We start from the raw sequence: 21,164 nt of genomic DNA, 5'->3' as shown, positions 1-21,164 counted from the left end.
AGAATCGGCCGCCGCTCCCCCTACTTGGTTCCTCAGCCGACAGCGCTAAGAAGGAGAGCAACTTCCGTCGGCGCGAGGATCATTGCGTCGTGGCCAGTGGCGAGTTCCTGCCACGCCCAGCCATCCTGCTTCGCGACCCATTCTCGCGCTCCCGCCATCGGCGGGTGGAGTGGATTAGTGCAGACGACATAGGTTCGGGGTCTGCCGTTGCCGAGCGGGTGCTCGAGCTTAAGTCCGCTTTCGTAGGTGCCTGCCGGATGCGGTGTTATCCGGCGCCGCACCCAGTCCGTGAGCGAGTGTCCCTCGGGAGTGCCGAATGCTGTTGGCGGCGGAGTCGGCATGAAGATACCCCGTCCTTCCTCCGCAACCAATTTTCGACGGGCGGCGACGATGTCGGGGGGCATGGTGCTGAATACACTTTGACCGCTCTCGACGATGGCGCCGTCGAGATAAACGAGATGGCTGATATGGTCGGGTATCCGGTCGGCGGCGCCGGTGATGCTGATGCCGCCTAGACTGTGACCGACAAGGATCACATCGCTCAGCTCTTCCGTTACAATGTGGTTGACGATGTCGGTCACGAATGTGTCGGGCGTGATGTCCTTGCACAGCAAACGTGCGCGTTCGCCGACACCTGTCTGGGTAGGCGTGGTCACGTGGCATCCCATCTTGCGAAGATTGGCGGCGACGTCCCGCCAACACCATCCGCCATGCCAGGCACCATGCACTAGCACATACGTCTTTATCATGGATTGTGCCGTTCCATTTGCTCACCGGCCGTTGTGGCTGCCATCCGGCACGATGGCCGGACATTGTCCAAAGGGGCTCGACCACGTTACCGGTGGTAAGTCCGGCACAGGCGCCCCGTGGCCTGAGGATACCCCTACCAAGTCGAGGAAACTTGAATTGCGAAACCCAATATTCACTAGCTCTTTGCAAGTGGATGGAGAGGCTCATGGTGTGCCGCAGTTGCTCGCTGCCGGCATGCTCTTGGCACCGGCTGATCATCCGAACTTGAACAGGACACCAAAGCCGCCGCGCGGATAGTTCCACTCGATGTCGCCGCCTTTCTCGCACAATATCCGGCAGGTGCCGCATTCCATGCAGCCGTCGGCGGTGATCTCGACTTGACCCTTGTCATTCAACTCATAGCATTTCGCCGGACAGACGTAGGTCAACGCAAGCAAGTTCGCGCTTGGCTTGTCGTGCGGTCGCACTATGATATGGGGGCGGCCGGAATCGACCAGATAGCGGTTCTGGTAAAGTTTGTCCTCGACACGAACCTTCGTCACTGCGATCGTCATCTTGTACCCTCTTCAGCGCCATGCCAATGCCAGGCGGACCGCGTCGCTGACCAACCCCCAGCGCGAGCGCGCGTTGATGAAGGCGGCCGTGGTGTTCTTTTCCTTCTCGATCTTCGGCGTGCCGTCGACACGCATGAAGGTCTGAGCGGCATGCGACATCAACCGCGGATAGCTGTCAAAAAAGTTGCTGGAATTGGTGTGGAGTAAGGCTGGCATGTCCTTGTATTTCTTAAGATCCTTGATCACAAAGGAGTCATCCAGCATCGTCTTGTAGAGCGCAAGGTTCGCTTTGGTCATAGGACCGTTGCGGCTTTTGACTTTGATGATCGCCTCAGCCGCGACACGACCCGAGGTCATGGCAAGGTTCGAACCCTCACGGTGAATGGCATTGTTCAGTTGCGCTGCGTCGCCGACGATGACCCAACCGTCGCCGAATAGCTGCGGAATGGCCCTGTAACCACCTTCGGGGATAAGATGGGCGGCATATTCTTTCACCTCCGAGCCAGCGATCAGCGGCCGGATCGAAGGATGGTTTTTCATCGCATCCAGGAGGGCGGACGGGCTCTCCATCGTCGCGGCGAAATCCGAGACCAGGCAGCCGATGCCGAGTGAAATCGACTCCTTATTGGTGTAAAGGAAGCCGAGCCCGGCCATGCTGCGAGAGATCGTGCCCACGGCCTCGATTACGCAGCCTTCATCGCCCTTCACCCCGAACCGCTGGCCAATGACCTCTTCGGGCAAGAAATGCATTTCCTTGACGGCAATCGCCACGGTCTCCGGCTTCGGCATCTCGCGCAGGCCTGCGCGAGTGCCAAGCAATCCCGACACCCCTTCTGCGAGAACGACCACATTCGCGAAGACCACTCCGCCAGCCCGGTCTGTGCGGACGCCGATCACCTTGCCATTGCCATCACGGACGAGTTCCGTCGCGGTCGTCTCACACAGGACCGTCGCGCCAGCCTCGCGCACCTTGCGGGAAAACCATTTGTCGAACTGGGCGCGGATGATCGTGTAGCGGTTGGGTTTCGCCTCATTGAAGTCGTCCGACCGGTAATGAATTCCGGTGTGAGACGTGTCGTCCATCACCCAAAGTCGCTGTTCGACCAGGTGCCGCTCGAGGGGCGCATCATCCCGGAAGTCCGGGATGATCTTCTCCAGCATGTTCGCGTACATTATGGCACCCTGGACGTTCTTAGAGCCCGGATATTCCCCGCGCTCCAACTGCAGGACCTTCAGCCCCTGGCTTGCCAAAGTGTAAGCAGCTGCGTTTCCAGACATGCCGGCTCCGACCACAATGGCATCGAATTGTTCAATCATGTCCTCTCCCTCAACTCGCAAGCTTGTCTCGACTGTGCGGCGACAGCCGCCGGGTGAAGGCTTCCGTCAGTGCGGGCAGGAAGCGGATTGCATCCGTGACGATCCCGAGGTGGGCGAACTCGAAAATCGGCGCGTTCGGATCGGTGTTGATCGCGACGATGAGATCGGCCCCCTCGACCCCAACTCGGTGCTGGATGGCGCCGGAAATTCCGGCCGCGATGTAAAGCTTCGGTCGAATGGTCTTGCCAGTTTGTCCAATCTGTCGATCAGCCGGCATCCAGCCCTTCTGGACCAAGGGGCGCGAACAGCCATGCTCGGCGCCGATCGCTCGGGCAAGATTCTTCACAAGCTGAAGGTTCTCCGCCGCTCCGAGACCGAGGCCTCCCGCAACCACGACATCCGCATAGGCAAGATTTGCCATTGCCGACTGGTTATCCGGTAGGAAGCCGAGGACTTTGGTGACGATATCGTCCTCAACGAGCGACAGCTTGTGCCGCATGACACGCCCGACCGGCTTATCCACCCGTTGCGGCATAGGCATGACCCTTGGTCGCACCGTCGCCATTTGCGGCCGGTAATTTAGTGTATAGATCGTACACAACAATGAGCCACCAAAAGTCGGACGGGTCGCGGCGAGTGAACCGTCGGAATCTACATCAAGTTCGGTGCAGTCGGCCGTGAGCCCCGTCTGCAGGGTCGTCGCTACCGAGCCTGCAAGATCCCTGCCCAGTGTGGTCGCGCCGAGAAGGAGGATTTCGGGTTTATGGGTATTGACCAGATCCGTGAGCGCCTTGGCGAACGGCTCGTTCCGGTAGTCGGCGAGCGGCGGCGCATCGACGATGTAGACAAGATCCGCCCCGTAAGCGAAGGCCTCGGCAACAGCGTCCTCGACCATCTCGCCCGGCGGTCCCAGCACGACGCCCGCGAGCTGGACTTCAAGCTTGTCGGCTAATTTGCGGCCTTCGCCCAGCAGTTCGAATGATACAGGATGCACATTGCCGCGTTCGAGCTCGAGGAAGACCCACACGTGCCGGTAGTCTTTGAAACGGTCGGGAAGTTCTTTCTTTACACCGGCACGGCCGGGGGCAATGCGAGGGGTAGTTTGGCTTGCGGTCGACATTTTCTGCTCCTGGCCGTCACGTGCCGCTGTTGAAGGCCAGCTCATGTTCCAGCGCCGGCCGGCGGGTTAAGATATCGGCGATGAGTTCATCGGCTATGTCCTGCAAGCCCCTTTCCGCGGTGTCGATCTGCGCCGCCCTTTCTGCCCGTGCGGTGGGGGCGAAAACACGCTTGACGACTGTAGGCGAGCCACGCAGACCGCACCGGGTGAGATCGTCAATGCCGGCGTCGGCTGCAGTCCACTTCACGACTTGGCTGCGCGCCGCGCACAGAGCCTGCTGGAGCGAGCCCCGGCGGATTTCGTTGGTGTCTTCCAGCATGGTAATGAGGCAAGGGAGTCTGCTCTTCAGCAACTGGGTGCCGCCTTCGGCGCGACGAGCGACTTCGATCTCTCGCGTATCGAGATCGATGGAGGCAATCTTCGCGACATAGGTAAGTTGCGATAAATCTAGGCGCTTGGCTATGCCCGGTCCGACCTGGGCGGTATCGCCGTCAATCGTCTGCTTGCCGGTGAAGACGATGTCCGGCCTGCCGAAAGTCTCCCCAATTTTTGCGATTGCTTGCGAAAGAGCAAAGGAAGTCGCCAGCGTATCGGATCCGGCAAAATAGCGGTCCGTCAAGAGAACTGCTCGGTCAGCACCGTAACCGAGCGCCTTTCGCAGCGAGTCCTCCGCCATGGGCGGACCCATTGTGAGCACAGTAACCTCGCCACCATGAACGTCGCGCAGTTTGAGCGCTTCTTCGAGGGCGAACAGGTCGTAAGGATTGATGATGGTCGGAACACCCTGACGCATGATCGTGTTCGTCACCGGGTGCACGCGGATCTGTGCCGAATCCGGCACCTGCTTGATGCAGACTACGATATGCATTGGCGGTTTCTCTAAGCTCCCAGTCCGGATTCGTGCTTGGCGGTTCACCTCATTGCCTGCATCGTTCATGCCAAGTCGTCTTCCTGCCTCTATTCCAGAAGGTGGCTTCGTTTGCTTCCGAGGAGGCGTCATGAGGACTGGATTTGTCGACTTCTCGACATTGTCGCGTCGCAGCCGTGTCGGGCTCATTACTTTCCGAACCGCTTCAGTGCAGAGTCGAGCGGGACGAAGGCGCGGCCAGGTGCGGGACATATGTTTGGATCGTGGTCCCTTAGCACCTTGAACACACGTTGCGTGAGCGGCGAGGAAGTCGCGAAATCTTCGTAGGCGCGTTCCAGCTTGGCGCGCACCCGCGCGGCGATTACCTGGTTAGGCAGACCGGAGAAATCTTCTTCGGCAAGGTATTGGCCCACGCGCTTCATGATATGGAGCCGCGAGACATTCATCACTTTCGGGTCGTAGGAGACGTCAAGGCAGGCGAAGAAGTCCTCCGCGGCCGACAGGCCCTTCAGTCGCGCTAGGATATCGGTGCGATCGATCGGGCGGCTATCAGCGGAGCAGTTCATTGTATTCTCCCGGCGCGAAATTGTGGTGTCGATGCATTGGTGACATTGCTGACGGCGTGCCGACCTCTGGCACGGCGGCTGGGCAAGAGACTTGGCGATCTCAAGCTTTTCTGAAGTGGTGAAGGCGACCCCGAGTTTAACTGCTCTCCTTGCGCAGGGTCGTCACGTTGAGGAAGACCTCACGGCTCGTCGGCTATTGTGCCGCTCGGACCCGGGCCGGAATGAAGCTGTTCTGCACCTCGCCCGCACAGTCCAGCACTGGGAACGGCCCGTAGCTTCTCGGTGATCGCAGGCAGGACCTCAAGCACGCGGTCTACGTCATCTTCGCCGTTGTCACGCGACAAGGAGAAGCGGACTGCCCCACATGCCGCGTTCATAGCGATCAGAACATGGCTCGGTTCCAGTGAGCCAGAGGCACAGGCGGACCCGGCGGAACAGGCGATTCCCAGCCGGCTCAGGACAATTGGAATTGCATCGCCTTCGATACCTTCGAATCCAATGTTTGCAGTGTTTGGCAATCGCTCTTGCGGATCGCCGTTGATGGATGTGTTTGGGATGCGCTGGATGATCCCGTTCTCAAGGCGGTCGCGCAACCATTTTATTCGTTTTGTCTCGTCCATGAATTTCAAGGCGAGTTCGGCCGCCATGCCCAGTCCGACTATGCCGGGTGTGTTTTCAGTGCCTGCACGCCGGTCGCGCTCTTGGTGCCCACCCTTGATCATGGAGGAGAAGCGCACGCCACGTCTTACATAAAGCGCGCCTATCCCCTTTGGACCATGCAGCTTGTGGGCGGAGAGCGACAGCATGTCGATCGCGGTCGATTTCAGCTCAATCGGAAGCCTTCCGACCGCCTGCACTGCATCAGTGTGGAAAAGCGCGCCGACTTCCCTGGCTAGATCGGCAAGCTTAACCACGGGAAAGATCGTACCGGTCTCATTGTTCGCCCACATTATCGAGACGATTGCCACTTGTGGGGTGAGGGCGGTTCTGTAGGCGTCCAGGTCGAGCCGGCCGTAGTGATCGACTGGGATAATGTGCACCTTGACGCCGCGCGTCTTCTCAAGGTGCGCGCACAACTTCAGAACGGCCGGATGTTCAACCGCGGAAGTCACTATTTCCGTTCGGTCGGGCATCACCTCCAGCGCCGAAAGGATGGCTGTACTGTCGCTTTCAGTCCCGCCCGAGGTGAAGATGATCTCGTCCTCGAATCCCGCGCCGATGAGGGCTTGCAACTGTTGCCTCGCCTTTCTCACGGCTTCAGCAACCGATGCGCCATAGGCGTGCATGGACGAATGATTGCCAAATTGCTCCGTAAAGAAAGGCAACATCGCTCCAACGACTGCAGGATCAACCCGCGTCGTTGCGTTGTTGTCGAGATAGACAGGGTTCATGGGAGTGATCCTTCAACTGCTGAAATGATTCAAGGGTAGTCGGGCCATTGAACCTCTGGCGCATATCGTATCTGGTAAGGTGGGCGGCCGGGGGAGCGATGGCTTGGCTGACCGGTCGCTGTCGACATTGCCCTTTGGTGGCGGCATCCGCCGGGAATTCAGCTGTTTCGGGCAATTTTGTTTGCTTGCCCACGGCAACGATCGATGATCGCGATTTGGTGCATCACCGAACGCAATTGTTCCGGGCCGACAGTGCGTGTCGGCCGGTTCCAGAGCGCCGGCGGTTACCGGTTCGACGCAGTATTCCTTGGCGTCGCTATAGTCGAACATAGCCTGTTCCCTCGCAATCATTTGCAGGACTTGCCGCAGCCGCACGTCTCACGCGCATTGGGGTTATCGAAAACAAAGCCGGATGTTTCGAGCCCAGTGACGAAGTCCACGGTCATGCCGGCGGCATGGGGTTGGGAGCCTCTATCCATGAACACCTTGAGCCCATCTCGCTCGATGATCGCATCGCCCTCACGTGAGACGCTCTCCAGGCCCATTGAGTATTGGAAGCCGGCGCAGCCGCCGGCATGGACCATGATGCGAAATCCTTCCGCCGGCTCGCTGGCGCGGTAAAGAGCGGCCTTGATGGCGGCAACAGCGTTGTCGGTGAGCGTAATCATGGCTCGATTTCTCCTCGGTCCGGCGTTTTCGTGGATCATCTCGCATGGACCGTGCCAAAGGGAAGACGTGTCAAAAACCGTAGGACATCCCGACGTCTCTTATGCTCGATTGCTGGGGAGACGTCCGACAACCGACACTTACTGTCGGGTTTGTCGCGTCCGCGTCACAGGAAGGGCGCCTGAGTTCGCGATGCACTCACGCGTAAAGCAATGAACAGAGCCAAAGATGTTCAGAGCTTGCCGCGGAGCAACTGGCACGATTTTTGTGAAGCCTTCGTTGCGGCGGCAAAATTGCCGGCCGATTCACCTTTGGGTTGCCCTCGCAATCGAAGAACGAAGGAAAGCAATATGATCCATCAGACCCGCCTTGGTGGGAAAGCAGCACCGCCGGTGGTACCCGAATGCTCGATCGGCCGATTGGCGCCGACCACCCAACAATCGCTCGCTACCGGCGATTGGCCGCTGACCGCCCGGAGACAGGATTCGACTGGCATGTGCCTGACGATCGATCGCGTCCGCCGTGCACATCCCTGAGGCCCGTTTTTCGATCGATCGTCAAAAGAAGAACGGGGCAGGGGTAAAAACATGGATCAGCGCAAGAAGCGGTCGCCCAACGAAATCCGGCGTGCGTGGGAAGTCTGTCCGAACATTCCCGCGCGTGATTTCGCCGCCCAATTGGCCATTTCGGAAGCGGAACTGGTCGCGGCCCATTGCGGTTTCGGCGCGGCACGCATCGACCCGCGCGTCAATCACCTTCTGACGGGCCTCGAATTCGTGGGCGAAGTGACGGCGCTGACCCGCAATCAAGGTGCCGTGCACGAAAAGATTGGCGTCTTCAACAGAGTGATAACCGGCAACAATCACGCCATGGTCCTTGGTGACGAATTCGACCTTCGCGTCTTCCCGCAGGCTTGGAGGTATGGTTTCGCTGTTGAAAGGCGCCATCGCGGCGGAATCCAGCGCAGTTTGCAATTCTTCGACGCCGCCGGCGCAGCAGTGCATAAGGTGCATCTCAGGCCGGTCTCCAACCTTCATGCCTATCGAAAGCTGGTGGCCGAGCTCGTATCCGCCAACCAGGAGCCGACCATGTCGCTTAAGGCGAGAGTAGCCGACCTGGGCGCGAGGACTGCGGACTGGGCCGGCACGGTGGACGACCTACGCGAGTACTGGAGCCGGCTGACTGACGTCAACCTTCTAAAGACGCTCAAGCTCAGCCGCTGCCAGGCTTTGCGCATGGTCGGCCAGGATTACGCTTGGCTGCTCGACAATGCCGCAGTTGGCGCCGTGCTCCAGCGTGCGGCCGAAGACGAATTGCCGATCATGTGCTTCGTCGGCAACCGAGGTTCTATCCAGACCCATTCCGGCTTAATCAAGTCGGTCAAGCAGATCGGGCCGTGCATCCATGTGCTGGACGAAACGTTCCGGCTGCATCTCAGGACCCACCAAATCCGTGAGGTTTGGGCCGTGCGCAAGCCGACCAATGACAGTCACGTCACCTCGCTCGAAGCATATGGGTCCGACGGCAAGATCATCATCCAGTTGTTCGGTGCGCGCAAGGAAGGCGAACGCGAGCGCGACGACTGGCGGGTTCTGGCGGAAAACCTGCCTCGTTTCCCCGACAGCTACATGAGAAAAGACCGATCGTCGTCGGTGGGACGCCGGCGCCCATCTGCCTCCGCAGCCAGTAGCCGGGCATTGAAGCCGAGACCGGGGACACGATGACGCAATAAGCGCGCTGTATTATCGCAACGCGATGAGCAGGAAGCAATTTGGCGCTGCCCCATCGACCGCATGGTTACGACGAAGCCGCGGCCTTTGGGCCGAGCTCAGAGGTGACAATAGCGTGAACGCCGCCGACCGTCACTCCCCACCAGGCGGTCAGGTTTTGCGGTTCGGGCCGAGCAAAAATACTGTCAAGACAGCGAGGAACGTGGCAACCGCGCTGTAGACAAAGACACTGGCAATACCCGTGTGATCCACCAATAGGCCACCGCAAGTTGTGCCGGCTGCGATGGCCACTTGGAAGGTTATGACCATCAGTACACCAGCGCTCTCGGCCTGTTTCGGAGCGGCGCGTAGCACCATCCATGTCTGCAATCCGACCGGGACCGCGCCAAAAGCAAAGCCCCATACGGCAACTGCAATTGCCGAGGTCAAGGCCGATGCTCTCATGGTCAGGAGCGAGACAGCGGCTACGGCAATGAGCAGGGGCGGCAGGGCCGCGACCGCCTTGAGACTGTGTTTGGTGAGGAATGCGCCGGCTAAATTGCCGAAGACGCCGGCCGTGCCAAAAGCAAGGAACACGAGCGGGATTGACTTCTTGTCGAGCGCAGGAACGCTCTCGAGAAAGGCGCGGATGTAGGCGAAGCTGGCAAAATGGCCGGAAGCGACCAATAGCACGACTAGCACCGCAACCTTCATCGCCGGATTCTTCGCGACATCCAGCGGACTGCGGAATCTGCGCACTTCGATCGGAGGCAGTGGCGGAATGGTTACGAGTTGCACGAGCAGCGCAACGGCACTCACGATTGCGGCGACCTTGAACGAGGCTCGCCATCCCCAAATGTCACCGACATAAGCGCCGATTGGAGCCGCGCAGACGGAGGCGACAGAAACGCCGGTGAGGATGACCGACATGGCGCGCGGCATGAGGTGACTTGGAACCAGCCGCATCGCCAACGCTGCCGAAATTGACCAAAAACCACCAAGCGATATGCCAAGGACGACGCGTGCCGCCAGCAAAACCGGCAGCGACCCCGCAACCTCCGCCAGAACGTTCGACAGGATCAGCAGGAGCGTCATCGCCCAGATGACGACCCTGCGGTCCAGACGCTTTGTCACGATGGCGATTATCGGTGCCGAGATCGCCGCGACGATTGCGGCCGCTGTTAGCGCCTGTCCAGCCGTGCCCGTGGTGATACGGAGATCATGCGCGAGCGGTGTCAGAACGCTGGCGGGCAGAAACTCTGCCGTCACAAGCCCGAAGGTGCCGAAGGAAAGCGAAATGATGGCACCCCATGCAGGGCCAGAACGTTGATAGGGACTTTCTGGGTCAAGCCGATCTCGGTCGAACAAAGCCGCGTCCACTAAATCTGTCGCCGATTCGGTCATGAATGAGTTCTCCGGCTAGGAGCTGTTGCAGCAGGGGTGGCTACATCGCCGGGGATCAAAGCCGCGAGACCTTCCGGCGGCGGCCAGTCGGCATCAGTCGAGGCCTCGGAGCCCGACGCATCCGAGGCCTCATCGGAGGGCCGACGGACCCAACCGTCGACAATGCGGGAGAGTTCTCGGCGCGGTCGCATCGATCGCATTCGTCGAAGTGCGGTCTGTTCACTGCGAACCAAGCAAGCCGAACGCGGTGTCCTCGATCGAGGCCTTGATGGGGGGATGATCGACGATCTCTATATTGCTTTGAAGCAGGAAGTTCCGTCGCCATATGTGGTTATCCTGGCAGCCAGAATTGAGCGGTTGTCGCAAGCACCAAGGCGGTCGCAATGAGTGCAACGAGGCGGAAGTCTGATCGATGGCTGCGGTTCGATGGCCGCGCGATCGACAAAATTGAGGTGATGAGTTATCCCTTTTGAAGCCGTTGCTCCCAATTCTGGGATAAGGTAATTGCAGGCGGTCCCAGCAACGTCGGGCGGCCTTTTTGGTGATCGAATTCATGGGACGACACTCTCGGTCCGTGACGCATCTGCGAATGACTCCGCAAGTTCCGTGCCATCAACGACAAATCTGGCTCTGCTGAGCGGGTGGTGGAGGCACGAGCGTGGGCTATCCCAAGAGCTTGCCGCAAGGTTGTTCGAAGTTGAGGTGCCGGATAGACCGCAAATATGTCGGGCGGCCTGGGGTTGGCCAACACGAAGATGCGCAAGTTCAAAAGGACGAGCTGAACCCTTGCCGATATCCATCCGAGGCTGATCTGGAGAAGGTCAAGAACTGCGTCTTGAAGGCTTCCGCCGCACCGGCAAATGCTAAGCCAAGGTGCTGGGCAAGATGGACAGGGCCATCCAACCCGTCGACTGGACGCTCATTAATGGCGTCGGTGTGGCTCTGTAGCTGGCGAGAAAAACGCCCTGCTGAAAGACAAAAGCTCGTGTGGCCGGCTCTGAAGGACGGCCAATGAGGCATGCGAGGAGAGGCTATAGTCCATTCGTGTAGACTGATCTTGTCCTACGGAGGCGGCTAACCACCCCGCCAGACATCATCGAGGGGAGCGCCACTAGGCTCACCCCAAGTGTTGGTCGTTTCCACCTGGTGACCTCGGCCAAGTCACCAAGCCGCTTAGCGCAAGCTTTCGAACTGGATGCTCCCCGGGCACATGATCGGCTAGCGATCCCACCAGTTGAGTTGCTCCAAGTCGCTGTCTAGCATTCTACATTCTGTGTCCGACGCTGGACAAGAATGTTGCAATCCCGACCAGCAAGTCAGCGCAGGCGCCACCTGTTGCCCAGCAAACGGCAAGGATTATCGAAAGACGAATTCGGCACGGAGCTTGCACCGACGATTGCATGCAAATGCCGACAGCATCTCATGAACGGTCTCTCGATTCTGGCGCGGTTAAATCGCGGCCGGTTCCAGATCATGTCCCGCCCGAAATGGTGAGGGACTTCAACCTGTTTACGTCGCCCGGCATGTTGCCGACGGCTAACGGGGATCCGCATGCAGCGGTTGCTTGCGTTCATGCCGGGCCTCCGATCTTTTATTCAACCAGCAACACGCGCGACGGTCGGGGTACCTGGGTCATCACTCGCGCGAGCGACCAGCGCCGGGTGCTGCAGGACACCGAAACGTTTTCCAGCCATCGCAGCATCTTCGCCTCTGTGCTCGGCGAGAGCTGGCCGATGATCCCGCTTGAGCTCGATCCGCCATTCCACGGTGTTTTTCGCTCACTGCTCAATCCGCTGCTTTCGCCAAAGCGGGTAATGGCATTGGAGCCGGCTGTCCGGGAACGAGCGATCAAGCTGATCGACAGGATCGCCGCATCAGGCACGAGCTGCGACATCATGAAGGATTTTGCAGTTCCGTTCGCGGTCAATATCTTCCTTCGCTTTATTGGGCTTTCGGACAACGGACTAGAAACATTTGTCGGCTGGGCTAGAGATCTGCTCCACGGCGATAAGGAGCAACGACCACCCGCAGCCCGGACGATCGTGGCCTTCATCGACGAACTTGCCACCGAGCGCCGCAAGGAGCCGGTCGATGATTTCATGACCTTCATCGTGAAGGCAAAGGTCGAGGGTCGTCTGCTCAGTGACGAAGAAGTCCGTGGCATCGGCGTGCTTGTGTTCGTCGCGGGACTCGACACGGTCTCAGCAGCCATATGCTTCGACTTGGCCCATCTCGCGCGCAACCCCAAAGATCAGGAATTGCTACGAAGCGAACCTGACCGGATTGCCGTCGCTGCGGAAGAATTGCTGCGCGCCTATTCGACCATTCAGATGATCCGAGTGGCAACGAAGGATGTCGACTTCAAAGGCGCGCCGATCCGCAAGGGAGATTATGTTTCCTGTGCCACGATGATTGCCAATCGTGACCCGGCGGAATTCGAATGCCCGAATGAGATCGATCTGGCGCGCGAGGACAACCGGCACGCTGCCTTTGGCTATGGTCCCCATCGTTGTCTTGGCTCACACCTTGCCCGGCGGGAGATTGTCATTGGCCTGGAGGAGTGGCTGGCGCGCATCCCAGCCTTTCGGATCAAGACAGGGACTGAACCTATCACCTTCGGCGGCCATGTGTTCGGGATCGAGAATCTGATCCTGGAATGGTCCTGAAGTTTCAGCCAACGACATTGGAGTTCGCTATGCGTGTCGTCGTACATAAAGCCAGATGCCAGGGTCATGCGCGCTGCTGGGCGCGGGCGCCGAGAGTCTTCAAGCTTGATGACGCCGGCTACATCTTGCCCGGTGATATTGATGTTGCCGATGGGGAGCAACTGCTTGCCTCAAAAGGGGTACGAGCCTGCCCCGAACAAGCTCTGGAAGTTGACGAGCCCCCCGCTAACTCAGTTGTAGAGAGAGACACACGCAAAGTGCAGACTGGCATCGGGAAGGACAAAACAATCATACAATTCGCGACAGACCCTGTCGACCACGCGAAAATTACCGAACTGCGTGACCGAGAGGCGATCCGCAACTGCCTGTATCGGTACTGCCGCGGGATAGACCGCGCCGATGAGGCGGCGCTGCGTAGCGCATACTGGCCCGAAGCGTATGACAGGCACGGTCCCTATTGCGGACCGGCAGAGGACTTCATCCAATTTGCTCTCGGTCTGCCGGGGCACCGTAACATCCATCAAATCACGAACAGCCTGATCGACTTCATCAGTTCAGCAGAGGCCGCGGTCGAGAGCTATTTCACCGCGCTGCAACGCGGACCGGATACAGACCAAGAAATACGTCAGACGCTGCTTTGCGGCCGTTACTGCGATCTGTTTCAGAAGAGGCAGGACGAGTGGCGAATTGCGGAACGGACAGTCGTCTACGATTGGGTTGAGGAGCAAATCCCGCCAGCGATTCTTGAGGCAGATAGGTTCGGCCGGCGACAGCCGATTGGAGCACCACATCCAGACGATCCCATCTACCAGTTGCTCAAGGGTCACATCCCCACCGACCAAGATGGCGTCGAGGGTCCCCAACTGGGAGCTGCATAAGTGGGTAGGAATGGAGGATGAGCGCCCTACGGGAACGACATCTGTGTGGGGCCGCGACTGGCGGTCACTGCAACGATTTGGCTCGGCCCTTCATTCCGCCCAAGGTTGATGGGCTGAGATCACAAGCGGTCATCGTGGAGAAGCTCTCGTGAAACTGGCAGCACGCACCGTAATCATCACAGGCGCTGCGGGCGGGATCGGCCGTGCCCTGGTCGATATCCTTGCCGCGGACGGAGACACTGTAGTTGCGGTGGACCTTCCGGGCAGTGGTGTGGTTGAACTGGCTCGGGATCTCGGGTCGCCGCACGTCGGTCTGGAGTGCGATGTGTCGCGAGAGAAGGACATGCTCTCACTTTTCGGCCAGGTCGAAGCACGGTTCGCGCAAATCGATGTCCTCATCAACAATGCGGCGGTTGGACCCACGATGGATAGGATCATCGACACCGCTGTCGATACCTTCCGACGCGGCGTGACAGTGAACCTTATTGGGCCATTCGTTATGGCCCGGGAAGCGGCGCGGCGCATGAAGCCGGGCGGTGCGATCGTCAATGTGGCTTCGATGGCGGGCGTGGTCGGCAATCCCAGGCGCAACGCCTACGCAGCCTCGAAAGCTGGCGTGATCTCGTTGACAAAGTCCCTTGCATGCGAGTGGGCTATGCGAGGAATCCGCGTCACGGCGGTGGCGCCGGGCTCCGTCCGCACCCCAATGGTCACAGAACTGGCACGCGCTGGCAAAATGGACCTCGCGGCGATACGCCGCCGCGTGCCGATGGGGCGCTTGGCTCGCCCCGACGAGATCGCCAGGGTCGTGCGTTTTCTGAGCAGCACGCAGGCGCGCTACATCACCGGCTCGGTGCTGGCAGTCGACGGAGGCTGGATGTCATTCAACCAGCCGGGGGATGCTCACCCGCCGGTGGATGGTGCGCTCCAAGCCGAGCTCTCCTGTCCGGCCGAATGCACAGATGCGCGAATCGTGCTCGTCACCGGTGGCGCAAAAAGCATTGGCGCGGCCGTCGCTCGCCGCTTTGCCGCGAACGGCGACACCGTCGTGATTGCTGATAAAGATGGCACTGCAGCGGCAGAGCTGGCTACATCGCTCCCCGGCAAGCATCTGGCGAAATCGCTGGACGTGGCCGTCGAGAGCGATGTGGTGTCGATGTTCGAAGAACTGAGGGGACGCTTCGGGTATATCGATGTTCTGGTCAATAGTGCTGATACCGCCGACAGGATTGTGCCTGCGATCGAGCAACTGTCGAAACAGCTCGAACACGTCCTGGATGTCAACCTTACCGGCGCCTTCACCTGCGCGCGCGAAGCGATCAAGGCTATGCGCCCGGGCGGCGTGATCCTCAATCTCGGGTCGATCGACAGCTTTCTGCCGTTCGCGCCGCGCCATGCCTACGGCGCCTCCAAGGCGGGGATGGATATGCTGACCCGTTGCATGGCGGCCGAACTCGGGCCGGTCGGAATTCGGACAGCCACCGTCGCTCCTGGCCACATCCGCACGCCCGCACTTGCTCAGTTGGCCAAAGCCGGCCGCATCGACCTGACAGCAATCGGACGACGCATCCCCATGGGCAGGATGGGACGGCCAGAAGACGTCGCAGATGCATCGTTCTTCCTTGCTTCGTCTGACGCCTCATACATCAACGGCTCGATCCTCTACGTGGACGGCGGCTGGACCTCGTTCGGTGATGCGGGAAACGCCAGCGAGCTCTATGACGAATGTTTTGCGGAGGCCGCAGGTTAATTGCCAGGCCTTCGCAGGGCGACCGGCCGAGCATTATGAAGCCTCGGCTCCACGACGCACCTGAGGTGCTTGAGATCCAAGCATGCGCATGCCGAGCACATTCCCGGTCGGCTGACGTGTCTATAACGAGGAGAAATCATGGAATTTGCCACTTTCATTCTGGCCGCCCAGCGTGGCTATCACCAATCCTCAGAAAGCGTCATCCGCAACTCCATCGAACAGGCCGTCGCTTCGGAGCAGGCTGGGTTCAACACCGCGTGGTTTGCTGAGCACCACTTCAACAATTACAGCCTCATACCATCCCCGCTGATGATGGTGGCGCACTGCGGCGGCTTGACAAGCACGATTCGCCTGGGCACTGCCGTCTGCGTGCTGCCGCTTTACCAACCGCAGCGCCTGCTGTCCGAGATCGGCTTCGCCGACATCGTTGCGAACGGCCGTCTCGAGCTCGGCGTAGGCTTGGGATACCAGCAGTTCGAGTTCGAACGGTTCGGCGTGGACATCGATGAGGCGCCGGCCGTCTTTTCGGAATACCTGGACATCATTCTCAAGGGCCTCAACCAAAACGTCTTCGAACACGACGGCCAGTATGAGAAGATCCCCCCAACAGCGATTTCGGTCCGCACAGTCCAGCAGCCGACGCCGCCTATCTGGATCGCTGGCGGAGCCGCACGGATGGCTCGGGCCTACCGCGAGGGGCACAATTTTTTTGTCACAGCCTTCCACGACGGCTTAGAGACTTTGACCACACTGCGTGAATCAGTCGAGAGGGCGGCGGCATCCGAGGAAAAGAACGTCACCGACGTCAAGATATCGCTGCTGCGCTGCTGCTATGCCAGCCACGACGAGTTGGAGATCAACAGCTATCTCGACAATGCCCGCTTCCAGCGCCGGCTTTCTGAAGCCCTGCATCAGCGTCGCCAACAGAGCCACGATGGCTACCTGCTGCAGGAGACACCGACCCAGCAGGATCTGTCCTTCGAGACCATGCGCAAAAATTTGCCGATTGGCAGCGTAAATCGCGTGATTGATCGCCTGCTGGAAGAGATCGATATCTTGAAACCGGACCAGATCGCAGTTCAGACTCAATTGGGCGACTTCGACCAAAAGACGATGCTGCGCCAGATCGAGCTCTGGGGCGACAAGATCATCCCTGCGGTCAACAAGGCGCTTTGTCATGCCGGAAGCTGAAGCCGGCCGTTACGATGATGGCTGCCTATCCAGCGCGCAATGGCGTGGGTCCGAGCTAGGGAGGAGCTTCGATCAGCATGTGCTGCCCTGCGTACATTCACGTTCGCTTGAGGAGGTCCAGGCGGGCGAGGTGTTGGCGACGGAGGGGACAGGCCTTTCGTCTGTCGAATTGCGTGATGTCTTGGCCGCAACTTTCCCGTCTACCTCCAGCAGCGTATTCGCTTTGGAGGAGTTGAGCGAGCCCGAGCCGGAACTGGAAGAGGAACTGCTACGCCGGCTGCTGCTAGCGCATGCTGCGCCGGCCGACCCGGCGAGCGCCCGCTTGGCCAAGATCATCGCCCGGCGTGCGATGCGCATGGACCATCTTTGGCGGGATCTTGGCCTCTCAAATCGCGCTGAGCTCAGCCGCCTGCTTGCCAGACATTTTCCCGCGCTGGCGGCAGGCAACACAGAAAACATGAAATGGAAAAAGTACTTTTACCGCAAGCTGTGTGAGGCCGAAGGCTTTTCGTCATGCACAGCACCCAGTTGCGGGGAATGCCATGACTTCGAAAGCTGCTTCGGCCCGGAGGAAGTTGAGAGTCGCCTCTCGCCGACCACGAATGTCGGTTAGTCACTTCGCTTGATCGCAGCTGCGGACAAACGCTTATCGCGGCGCCGTCGTATGGAGGAAGGGATGTTCATCGCCTCGCGATATTTGGTGACGGTACGGCGAGCGACATCGATGCCGGTCTCCTTGAGTTGAGCAACGATGTCTTCGTCGGAATGTACCTTGTCGAGCGATTCTTCGGCTATGATTGCCTTGATCCGATGGCAGACAGCTTTGGCGGAGTGCGCATCGCCGCCCTCGCAGGATGCGATTGGCGCAGCGAAAAAATACTTCAGCTCGAACACCCCGCGCGGAGTCAACATGTACCTGTTCGAAGTCACCCGGCTTACCGTCGACTCGTGCATGCCGATCTCGTCAGCGACATTTTTGAGACAGAGAGGCCGCAGATGGGCGGCGCCGTGTGTAAAAAAGGCATCCTGCTGGCGCACGATTTCGGTCGCAACCTTAAGGATCGTCTTAGCGCGCTGCTTGAGACTGCTGATCAGCCAGTTCCCTTTTTCCTGGCAATTGTCGAGAAACGCTTTGCCTTCCGGATTTTGCTTGGTCAGCTGCGAGATTTCGGCGACATAGGTGTGGTTGATCAACACTTTGGGCAGCGTGGCCGGATCAAGCTCCACCCGCCATCCACCTTCGGACTTGGGCATTACCCAGACGTCCGGTACGATGGTTTCCGGCGTCCCGGACTGGAACCGGTCTCCAGGCTTGGGATCGAGCGCGCGGATTTCGTTCCTCATGTCGAGGAGATCCTCCTCGTCGACTCCGCAACGCTGCTTCAATCCCTGAAAATCCCCCCGTGCAAGCATCTCGAGATTGGCGACCAAAGCTGCCATAGCCGGGTCGAACCGGTCTTGCTGGCGCAGCTGAATCTCCAGGCATTCGCTGAGAGTTCGCGCAAAAATGCCCGGCGGATCAAATTGCTGCAAGATTCCGATGACCCGTTCCACATCAGCTTGCCGAACGTTTAACGTCCTGGCCAGATCGAAAAGGTTTACCTGAAGATAGCCAGTGTCCTCCAGATGAGCGGCGAGCTGTCCGGCAATCAGCCGCTCCTGGGGGGTGAACGGGTTGAGGGCGACCTGGCGGGCGACATGGTCGTGCAATGTTTCGGTGTGGGCGGTAAACTCCTCGACGGCAGGTCGATCGTTGCCGCTACTGCGTTGCGACTTCCATTGCCCGCGCCCGCCAGACGGCCCGCCAATGGGCGATTCGCCGATTTCGCTTCTGCTTTGACTGCTCCGCTGATCCACCCCTGGCAGCGGCGAATCGTCGTCAAACGGGTCAGGCTTCAAAACGGGGTTCTTCTCGAGTGCCTGCTGCACGAGCTGATGGAGTTCAGTATGCGTCAATCGCAGCAAGCGAATAGCTTCAATGGCTTGAGGCGATAAGACCATACGTTGCTTCTGGCGTTGAAGCAGGCTTGCTGAGAGATGCATGTTGAACCGTGATCTGCCGAGGAGGCTCTAGTGTGTGCTTGGGTTGTGTGAGACTTTCCACTTCTGGGTCATGCCGCCGCCTTCAATTTGTCGAGAACGTTTTGCGGGGATGAAACGCCATAGGGGTCCGTCTCGCAGTTGTCACAGAAGCCTTCCTCCTCGAACCACTGCTCCACCACGCCATCGTCGATCAGAGCGGCGTATCGCCAGGAGCGCATGCCAAAGCCCAGATTGTCCTTCGCGACCAGCATGCCCATTTTGCGCGTGAACTCGCCCGACCCGTCTGGGATCAGCTCGATCTTCTGCAGCCCCAAGGACTTTCCCCACGCATTCATGACGAAAGCATCGTTGACCGAGACGCAGTAGATCGCGTCAATTCGCAGTTCCAGAAATTGATCATAGAGTTTTTCGAAATCGGGCAGTTGGAAGGTCGAGCAGGTCGGGGTGAAGGCGCCAGGCAGCGAGAACAGGATGATGCGCTTGCCCCCGAAATAATCGTCGGAGGTCTTGTTCTCCCACTGATAAGGATTTGGCCCCCCGATCGACTCATCGCGAACACGCGTGCGAAAGGTCACGAGAGGAACGTTCTTTCTATAGGTCATTGATTTGCTTCCAGGCCAAAGTGGTACGGTGCATTTTTCGGTTAAACTGAAGCGGCATCGACTTCGGTCGACAGTTCCGGCAGCCTCGCGCCTTGGCGTGGTTGCCTCGGACCGGTCTTGTGCAAGACCGCCCCCGAGCAGGCACGTTTAACGGCGACGAGCTTCCGCGGAGACGGGGAATTTTGCTCGCGTGCTTTATCGAGCTTTGAGAGGTAGGCATGGTCTGCAACCGTGATTTTGACTGCGTTCTATCGACCGAGTCGCAAGCGCCATGCCAATTGACCCGATGCCTTGGGTTCACTTCGGTTTTTGCAGCAACTTTCGTGTTGTGCAGTAATGCCGGTCGATATTATTGCTCAAGCAGCACTGGAAATTGGGTGCGACTCCGTTCGGCAAACCCGGCCTTTGTCCGAAGCCGGACACGAATGTCGGAAATAGCCAAACGCCAGGATCTGGGGCGGGTTAAGAAACGTTGCCGTGGGCACCGGCTTCAGCACAATTGCGCCACGCGAGCATGGCTCCCAGCGTCAATGCCGTGCAGCAGCGAGACGAAGTCACTGCAGAATATCAACCTCTGCGAAGTCGTTGAAACCCAGCATGTGCGAGCCGTTCGAGGCGCAGATCAAGGCATGCTCGAGGAAGAGCTCGTGCTCTCGGCAGCAAGTGTTGCGACGTCTGACAAGGATCGTCGCGCTTCAAGGAAAAGAACCTGAATGGTGCACGGCTTGTGAAGGCCGGCGCATGGAAATGGCTGGGCTGATCATCCTCCATGAGGGTTGAATGAAGAGCTGGCCCCTATCTCCCTCAGCTGCAACGGGGGGAGATAGGGCATGTCCGTCTATCGCGCTGGGTAACATTCCTCGGTGATGCAATAAGGGGGAGCAATTTCTCATTTCGGCAGACACGACCCAGCTCTCCTTTCATGCGCTGATTCCCCCAGGGGAAATCGCGACTCCAGGCTTCCTATGCAGCGAATCGCGGTGCTGTCCGATGTCCGACAATGTCGGATGCGGATCGTAGCTGGGCTAGATCCGTCACTTTGCCTCGATGGTTTCCCACTGGCCTTATATCTGCTTCGCCCAAATGCGGCGACATAACCTGTGCGGCATCTGTGAATGGATCGACTTCAATCGAGACCTCGGAGGTCCCGATGCGCGAAGGGAGCTTGCCGATATGACGGCCACCATAGCGAACCACGGTCCGGACGACGAGGGGACTTGGATCGGCGGGCCTGCGGCGCTGGGACACCACCGCCTGGCAATCATCGATATCCAGGGCGGCCGCCAGCCGAGGATGCTCCAGGGGGATGGCCGACCTGACTTGGTGCTCGTCTACACGGGTGAGACTTACAACTACCGCGAGCTGCGTCAACAGCTGGCCGGCCTAGTCCATCGCATGAACACGAGCAGTGACACCGAGGTGGTGCTGCACCGCCCCCGCGAGTAGGGCTCTTCGGCGGGTACACTTTTTTCACGAAATCCGTGAATGTTTCTCGCGACATCATCCCGCAATCGGTGGTGCAGCGGGTGAAGAGCCCGTATCCGGCTATCCAGAATGCCGCCTACGACAAAATACTACGTACGCGGTTCACTGTGATGCTGGACGACCTAGTTGTGGAGCTTCAACAGGTTGTCCTCGATCAGGGCGAGGCGACTGATAGGCGTTTTTGACTTTAGGCTGCCATGTGGA

19 protein-coding genes and 1 pseudogene are annotated in these 21,164 nt (G+C 59.1%); 9 read left to right on the top strand and 11 right to left on the bottom strand.

Annotated elements, in window-relative coordinates; all coding sequences use genetic code 11:
• Window positions 1-32: 32 nt before the first annotated feature.
• The 8 genes from P9236_RS30065 to P9236_RS30030 all read right to left on the bottom strand — a co-directional run bounded on the left by P9236_RS30065 (window position 33) and on the right by P9236_RS30030 (window position 7,234).
• Window positions 33-749, bottom strand: a complete 717-nt coding sequence (locus P9236_RS30065) for an alpha/beta fold hydrolase (RefSeq protein WP_063169392.1) — start codon at window positions 747-749, stop codon at window positions 33-35.
• 255 nt (window positions 750-1,004) lie between these two features.
• The gene (locus tag P9236_RS30060; protein ID WP_024505235.1) at window positions 1,005-1,304 is read right to left on the bottom strand and encodes a ferredoxin family protein; all 300 of its coding nucleotides are present in this window, start codon (window positions 1,302-1,304) and stop codon (window positions 1,005-1,007) included.
• Window positions 1,305-1,316: 12 nt separating this feature from the next.
• Window positions 1,317-2,621 (bottom strand): FAD-binding protein, encoded by a 1,305-nt coding sequence (locus P9236_RS30055; RefSeq protein WP_063169391.1) that lies wholly within the window; start codon window positions 2,619-2,621, stop codon window positions 1,317-1,319.
• Between the two features lie 10 nt (window positions 2,622-2,631).
• Window positions 2,632-3,741, bottom strand: a complete 1,110-nt coding sequence (locus P9236_RS30050) for an electron transfer flavoprotein subunit alpha/FixB family protein (protein ID WP_024505237.1) — start codon at window positions 3,739-3,741, stop codon at window positions 2,632-2,634.
• Window positions 3,742-3,757: 16 nt separating this feature from the next.
• A complete protein-coding gene (locus tag P9236_RS30045; protein WP_063169390.1) occupies window positions 3,758-4,609 on the bottom strand; it encodes an electron transfer flavoprotein subunit beta/FixA family protein in 852 nt (283 codons plus the stop codon).
• A gap of 188 nt (window positions 4,610-4,797) precedes the next feature.
• On the bottom strand, window positions 4,798-5,175 hold the full coding sequence (nifW, locus tag P9236_RS30040; protein WP_063169389.1) for a nitrogenase stabilizing/protective protein NifW: 378 nt from the start codon (window positions 5,173-5,175) through the stop codon (window positions 4,798-4,800).
• Between the two features lie 179 nt (window positions 5,176-5,354).
• Window positions 5,355-6,566: a cysteine desulfurase NifS gene (nifS, locus tag P9236_RS30035; RefSeq protein WP_063169388.1), complete on the bottom strand. Its 1,212-nt coding sequence runs from the start codon at window positions 6,564-6,566 to the stop codon at window positions 5,355-5,357.
• Window positions 6,567-6,913: 347 nt separating this feature from the next.
• Window positions 6,914-7,234 carry an iron-sulfur cluster assembly accessory protein gene (locus P9236_RS30030; RefSeq protein WP_029356570.1) on the bottom strand — a complete coding sequence of 107 codons (321 nt, stop codon included), beginning with the start codon at window positions 7,232-7,234 and terminating at the stop codon, window positions 6,914-6,916.
• Window positions 7,235-7,444: 210 nt separating this feature from the next.
• Between P9236_RS30030 and P9236_RS30025 the strand changes: the two genes are divergently transcribed.
• Window positions 7,445-7,768, top strand: a complete 324-nt coding sequence (locus P9236_RS30025; RefSeq protein WP_126066777.1) for a hypothetical protein — start codon at window positions 7,445-7,447, stop codon at window positions 7,766-7,768.
• Between the two features lie 51 nt (window positions 7,769-7,819).
• Window positions 7,820-8,956, top strand: a complete 1,137-nt coding sequence (locus tag P9236_RS30020) for a ChuX/HutX family heme-like substrate-binding protein (RefSeq protein ID WP_082826587.1) — start codon at window positions 7,820-7,822, stop codon at window positions 8,954-8,956.
• Between the two features lie 156 nt (window positions 8,957-9,112).
• Here the strand turns inward: P9236_RS30020 and P9236_RS30015 are convergent, their stop codons facing one another.
• Window positions 9,113-10,345: an MFS transporter gene (locus P9236_RS30015; protein WP_063169386.1), complete on the bottom strand. Its 1,233-nt coding sequence runs from the start codon at window positions 10,343-10,345 to the stop codon at window positions 9,113-9,115.
• A gap of 1,487 nt (window positions 10,346-11,832) precedes the next feature.
• Between P9236_RS30015 and P9236_RS30010 the strand changes: the two genes are divergently transcribed.
• From P9236_RS30010 to P9236_RS29985, 6 genes and pseudogenes are all read left to right on the top strand, one after another.
• Window positions 11,833-13,011 carry a cytochrome P450 gene (locus tag P9236_RS30010; RefSeq protein ID WP_063169385.1) on the top strand — a complete coding sequence of 393 codons (1,179 nt, stop codon included), beginning with the start codon at window positions 11,833-11,835 and terminating at the stop codon, window positions 13,009-13,011.
• Window positions 13,002-13,163 (top strand): annotated as a pseudogene (locus P9236_RS30005) (ferredoxin); the annotation flags it as partial. The gene P9236_RS30010 and the pseudogene P9236_RS30005, both read left to right, overlap by 10 nt.
• A gap of 138 nt (window positions 13,164-13,301) precedes the next feature.
• On the top strand, window positions 13,302-13,889 hold the full coding sequence (locus P9236_RS30000; protein ID WP_050580531.1) for a nuclear transport factor 2 family protein: 588 nt from the start codon (window positions 13,302-13,304) through the stop codon (window positions 13,887-13,889).
• Between the two features lie 148 nt (window positions 13,890-14,037).
• Window positions 14,038-15,639 (top strand): SDR family oxidoreductase, encoded by a 1,602-nt coding sequence (locus P9236_RS29995; protein WP_063169384.1) that lies wholly within the window; start codon window positions 14,038-14,040, stop codon window positions 15,637-15,639.
• Between the two features lie 138 nt (window positions 15,640-15,777).
• Window positions 15,778-16,830: an LLM class flavin-dependent oxidoreductase gene (locus P9236_RS29990; RefSeq protein ID WP_063169383.1), complete on the top strand. Its 1,053-nt coding sequence runs from the start codon at window positions 15,778-15,780 to the stop codon at window positions 16,828-16,830.
• Window positions 16,817-17,443, top strand: a complete 627-nt coding sequence (locus P9236_RS29985) for a nitrogen fixation protein NifQ (protein WP_063169382.1) — start codon at window positions 16,817-16,819, stop codon at window positions 17,441-17,443. Before P9236_RS29990 ends, P9236_RS29985 begins: the two co-directional genes overlap by 14 nt.
• Here P9236_RS29985 and rpoN read toward each other — a convergent pair.
• Both rpoN and P9236_RS29975 read right to left on the bottom strand, forming a co-directional pair.
• Window positions 17,440-18,873 (bottom strand): RNA polymerase factor sigma-54, encoded by a 1,434-nt coding sequence (rpoN, locus tag P9236_RS29980; RefSeq protein WP_063169381.1) that lies wholly within the window; start codon window positions 18,871-18,873, stop codon window positions 17,440-17,442. The two genes, P9236_RS29985 and rpoN, sit on opposite strands and share 4 nt — an antisense overlap.
• 68 nt (window positions 18,874-18,941) lie before the next feature.
• Window positions 18,942-19,475, bottom strand: a complete 534-nt coding sequence (locus P9236_RS29975) for a peroxiredoxin (RefSeq protein WP_063169380.1) — start codon at window positions 19,473-19,475, stop codon at window positions 18,942-18,944.
• Between the two features lie 1,173 nt (window positions 19,476-20,648).
• Between P9236_RS29975 and P9236_RS29970 the strand changes: the two genes are divergently transcribed.
• Window positions 20,649-20,921 carry a hypothetical protein gene (locus P9236_RS29970; RefSeq protein ID WP_199489650.1) on the top strand — a complete coding sequence of 91 codons (273 nt, stop codon included), beginning with the start codon at window positions 20,649-20,651 and terminating at the stop codon, window positions 20,919-20,921.
• Window positions 20,922-21,164: the final 243 nt, after the last annotated feature.

This window comes from Mesorhizobium sp. WSM4884, assembly GCF_029625675.1.
Lineage (GTDB): Bacteria > Pseudomonadota > Alphaproteobacteria > Rhizobiales > Rhizobiaceae > Mesorhizobium.
This window is presented reverse-complemented; position numbering and strand designations above follow the sequence as displayed.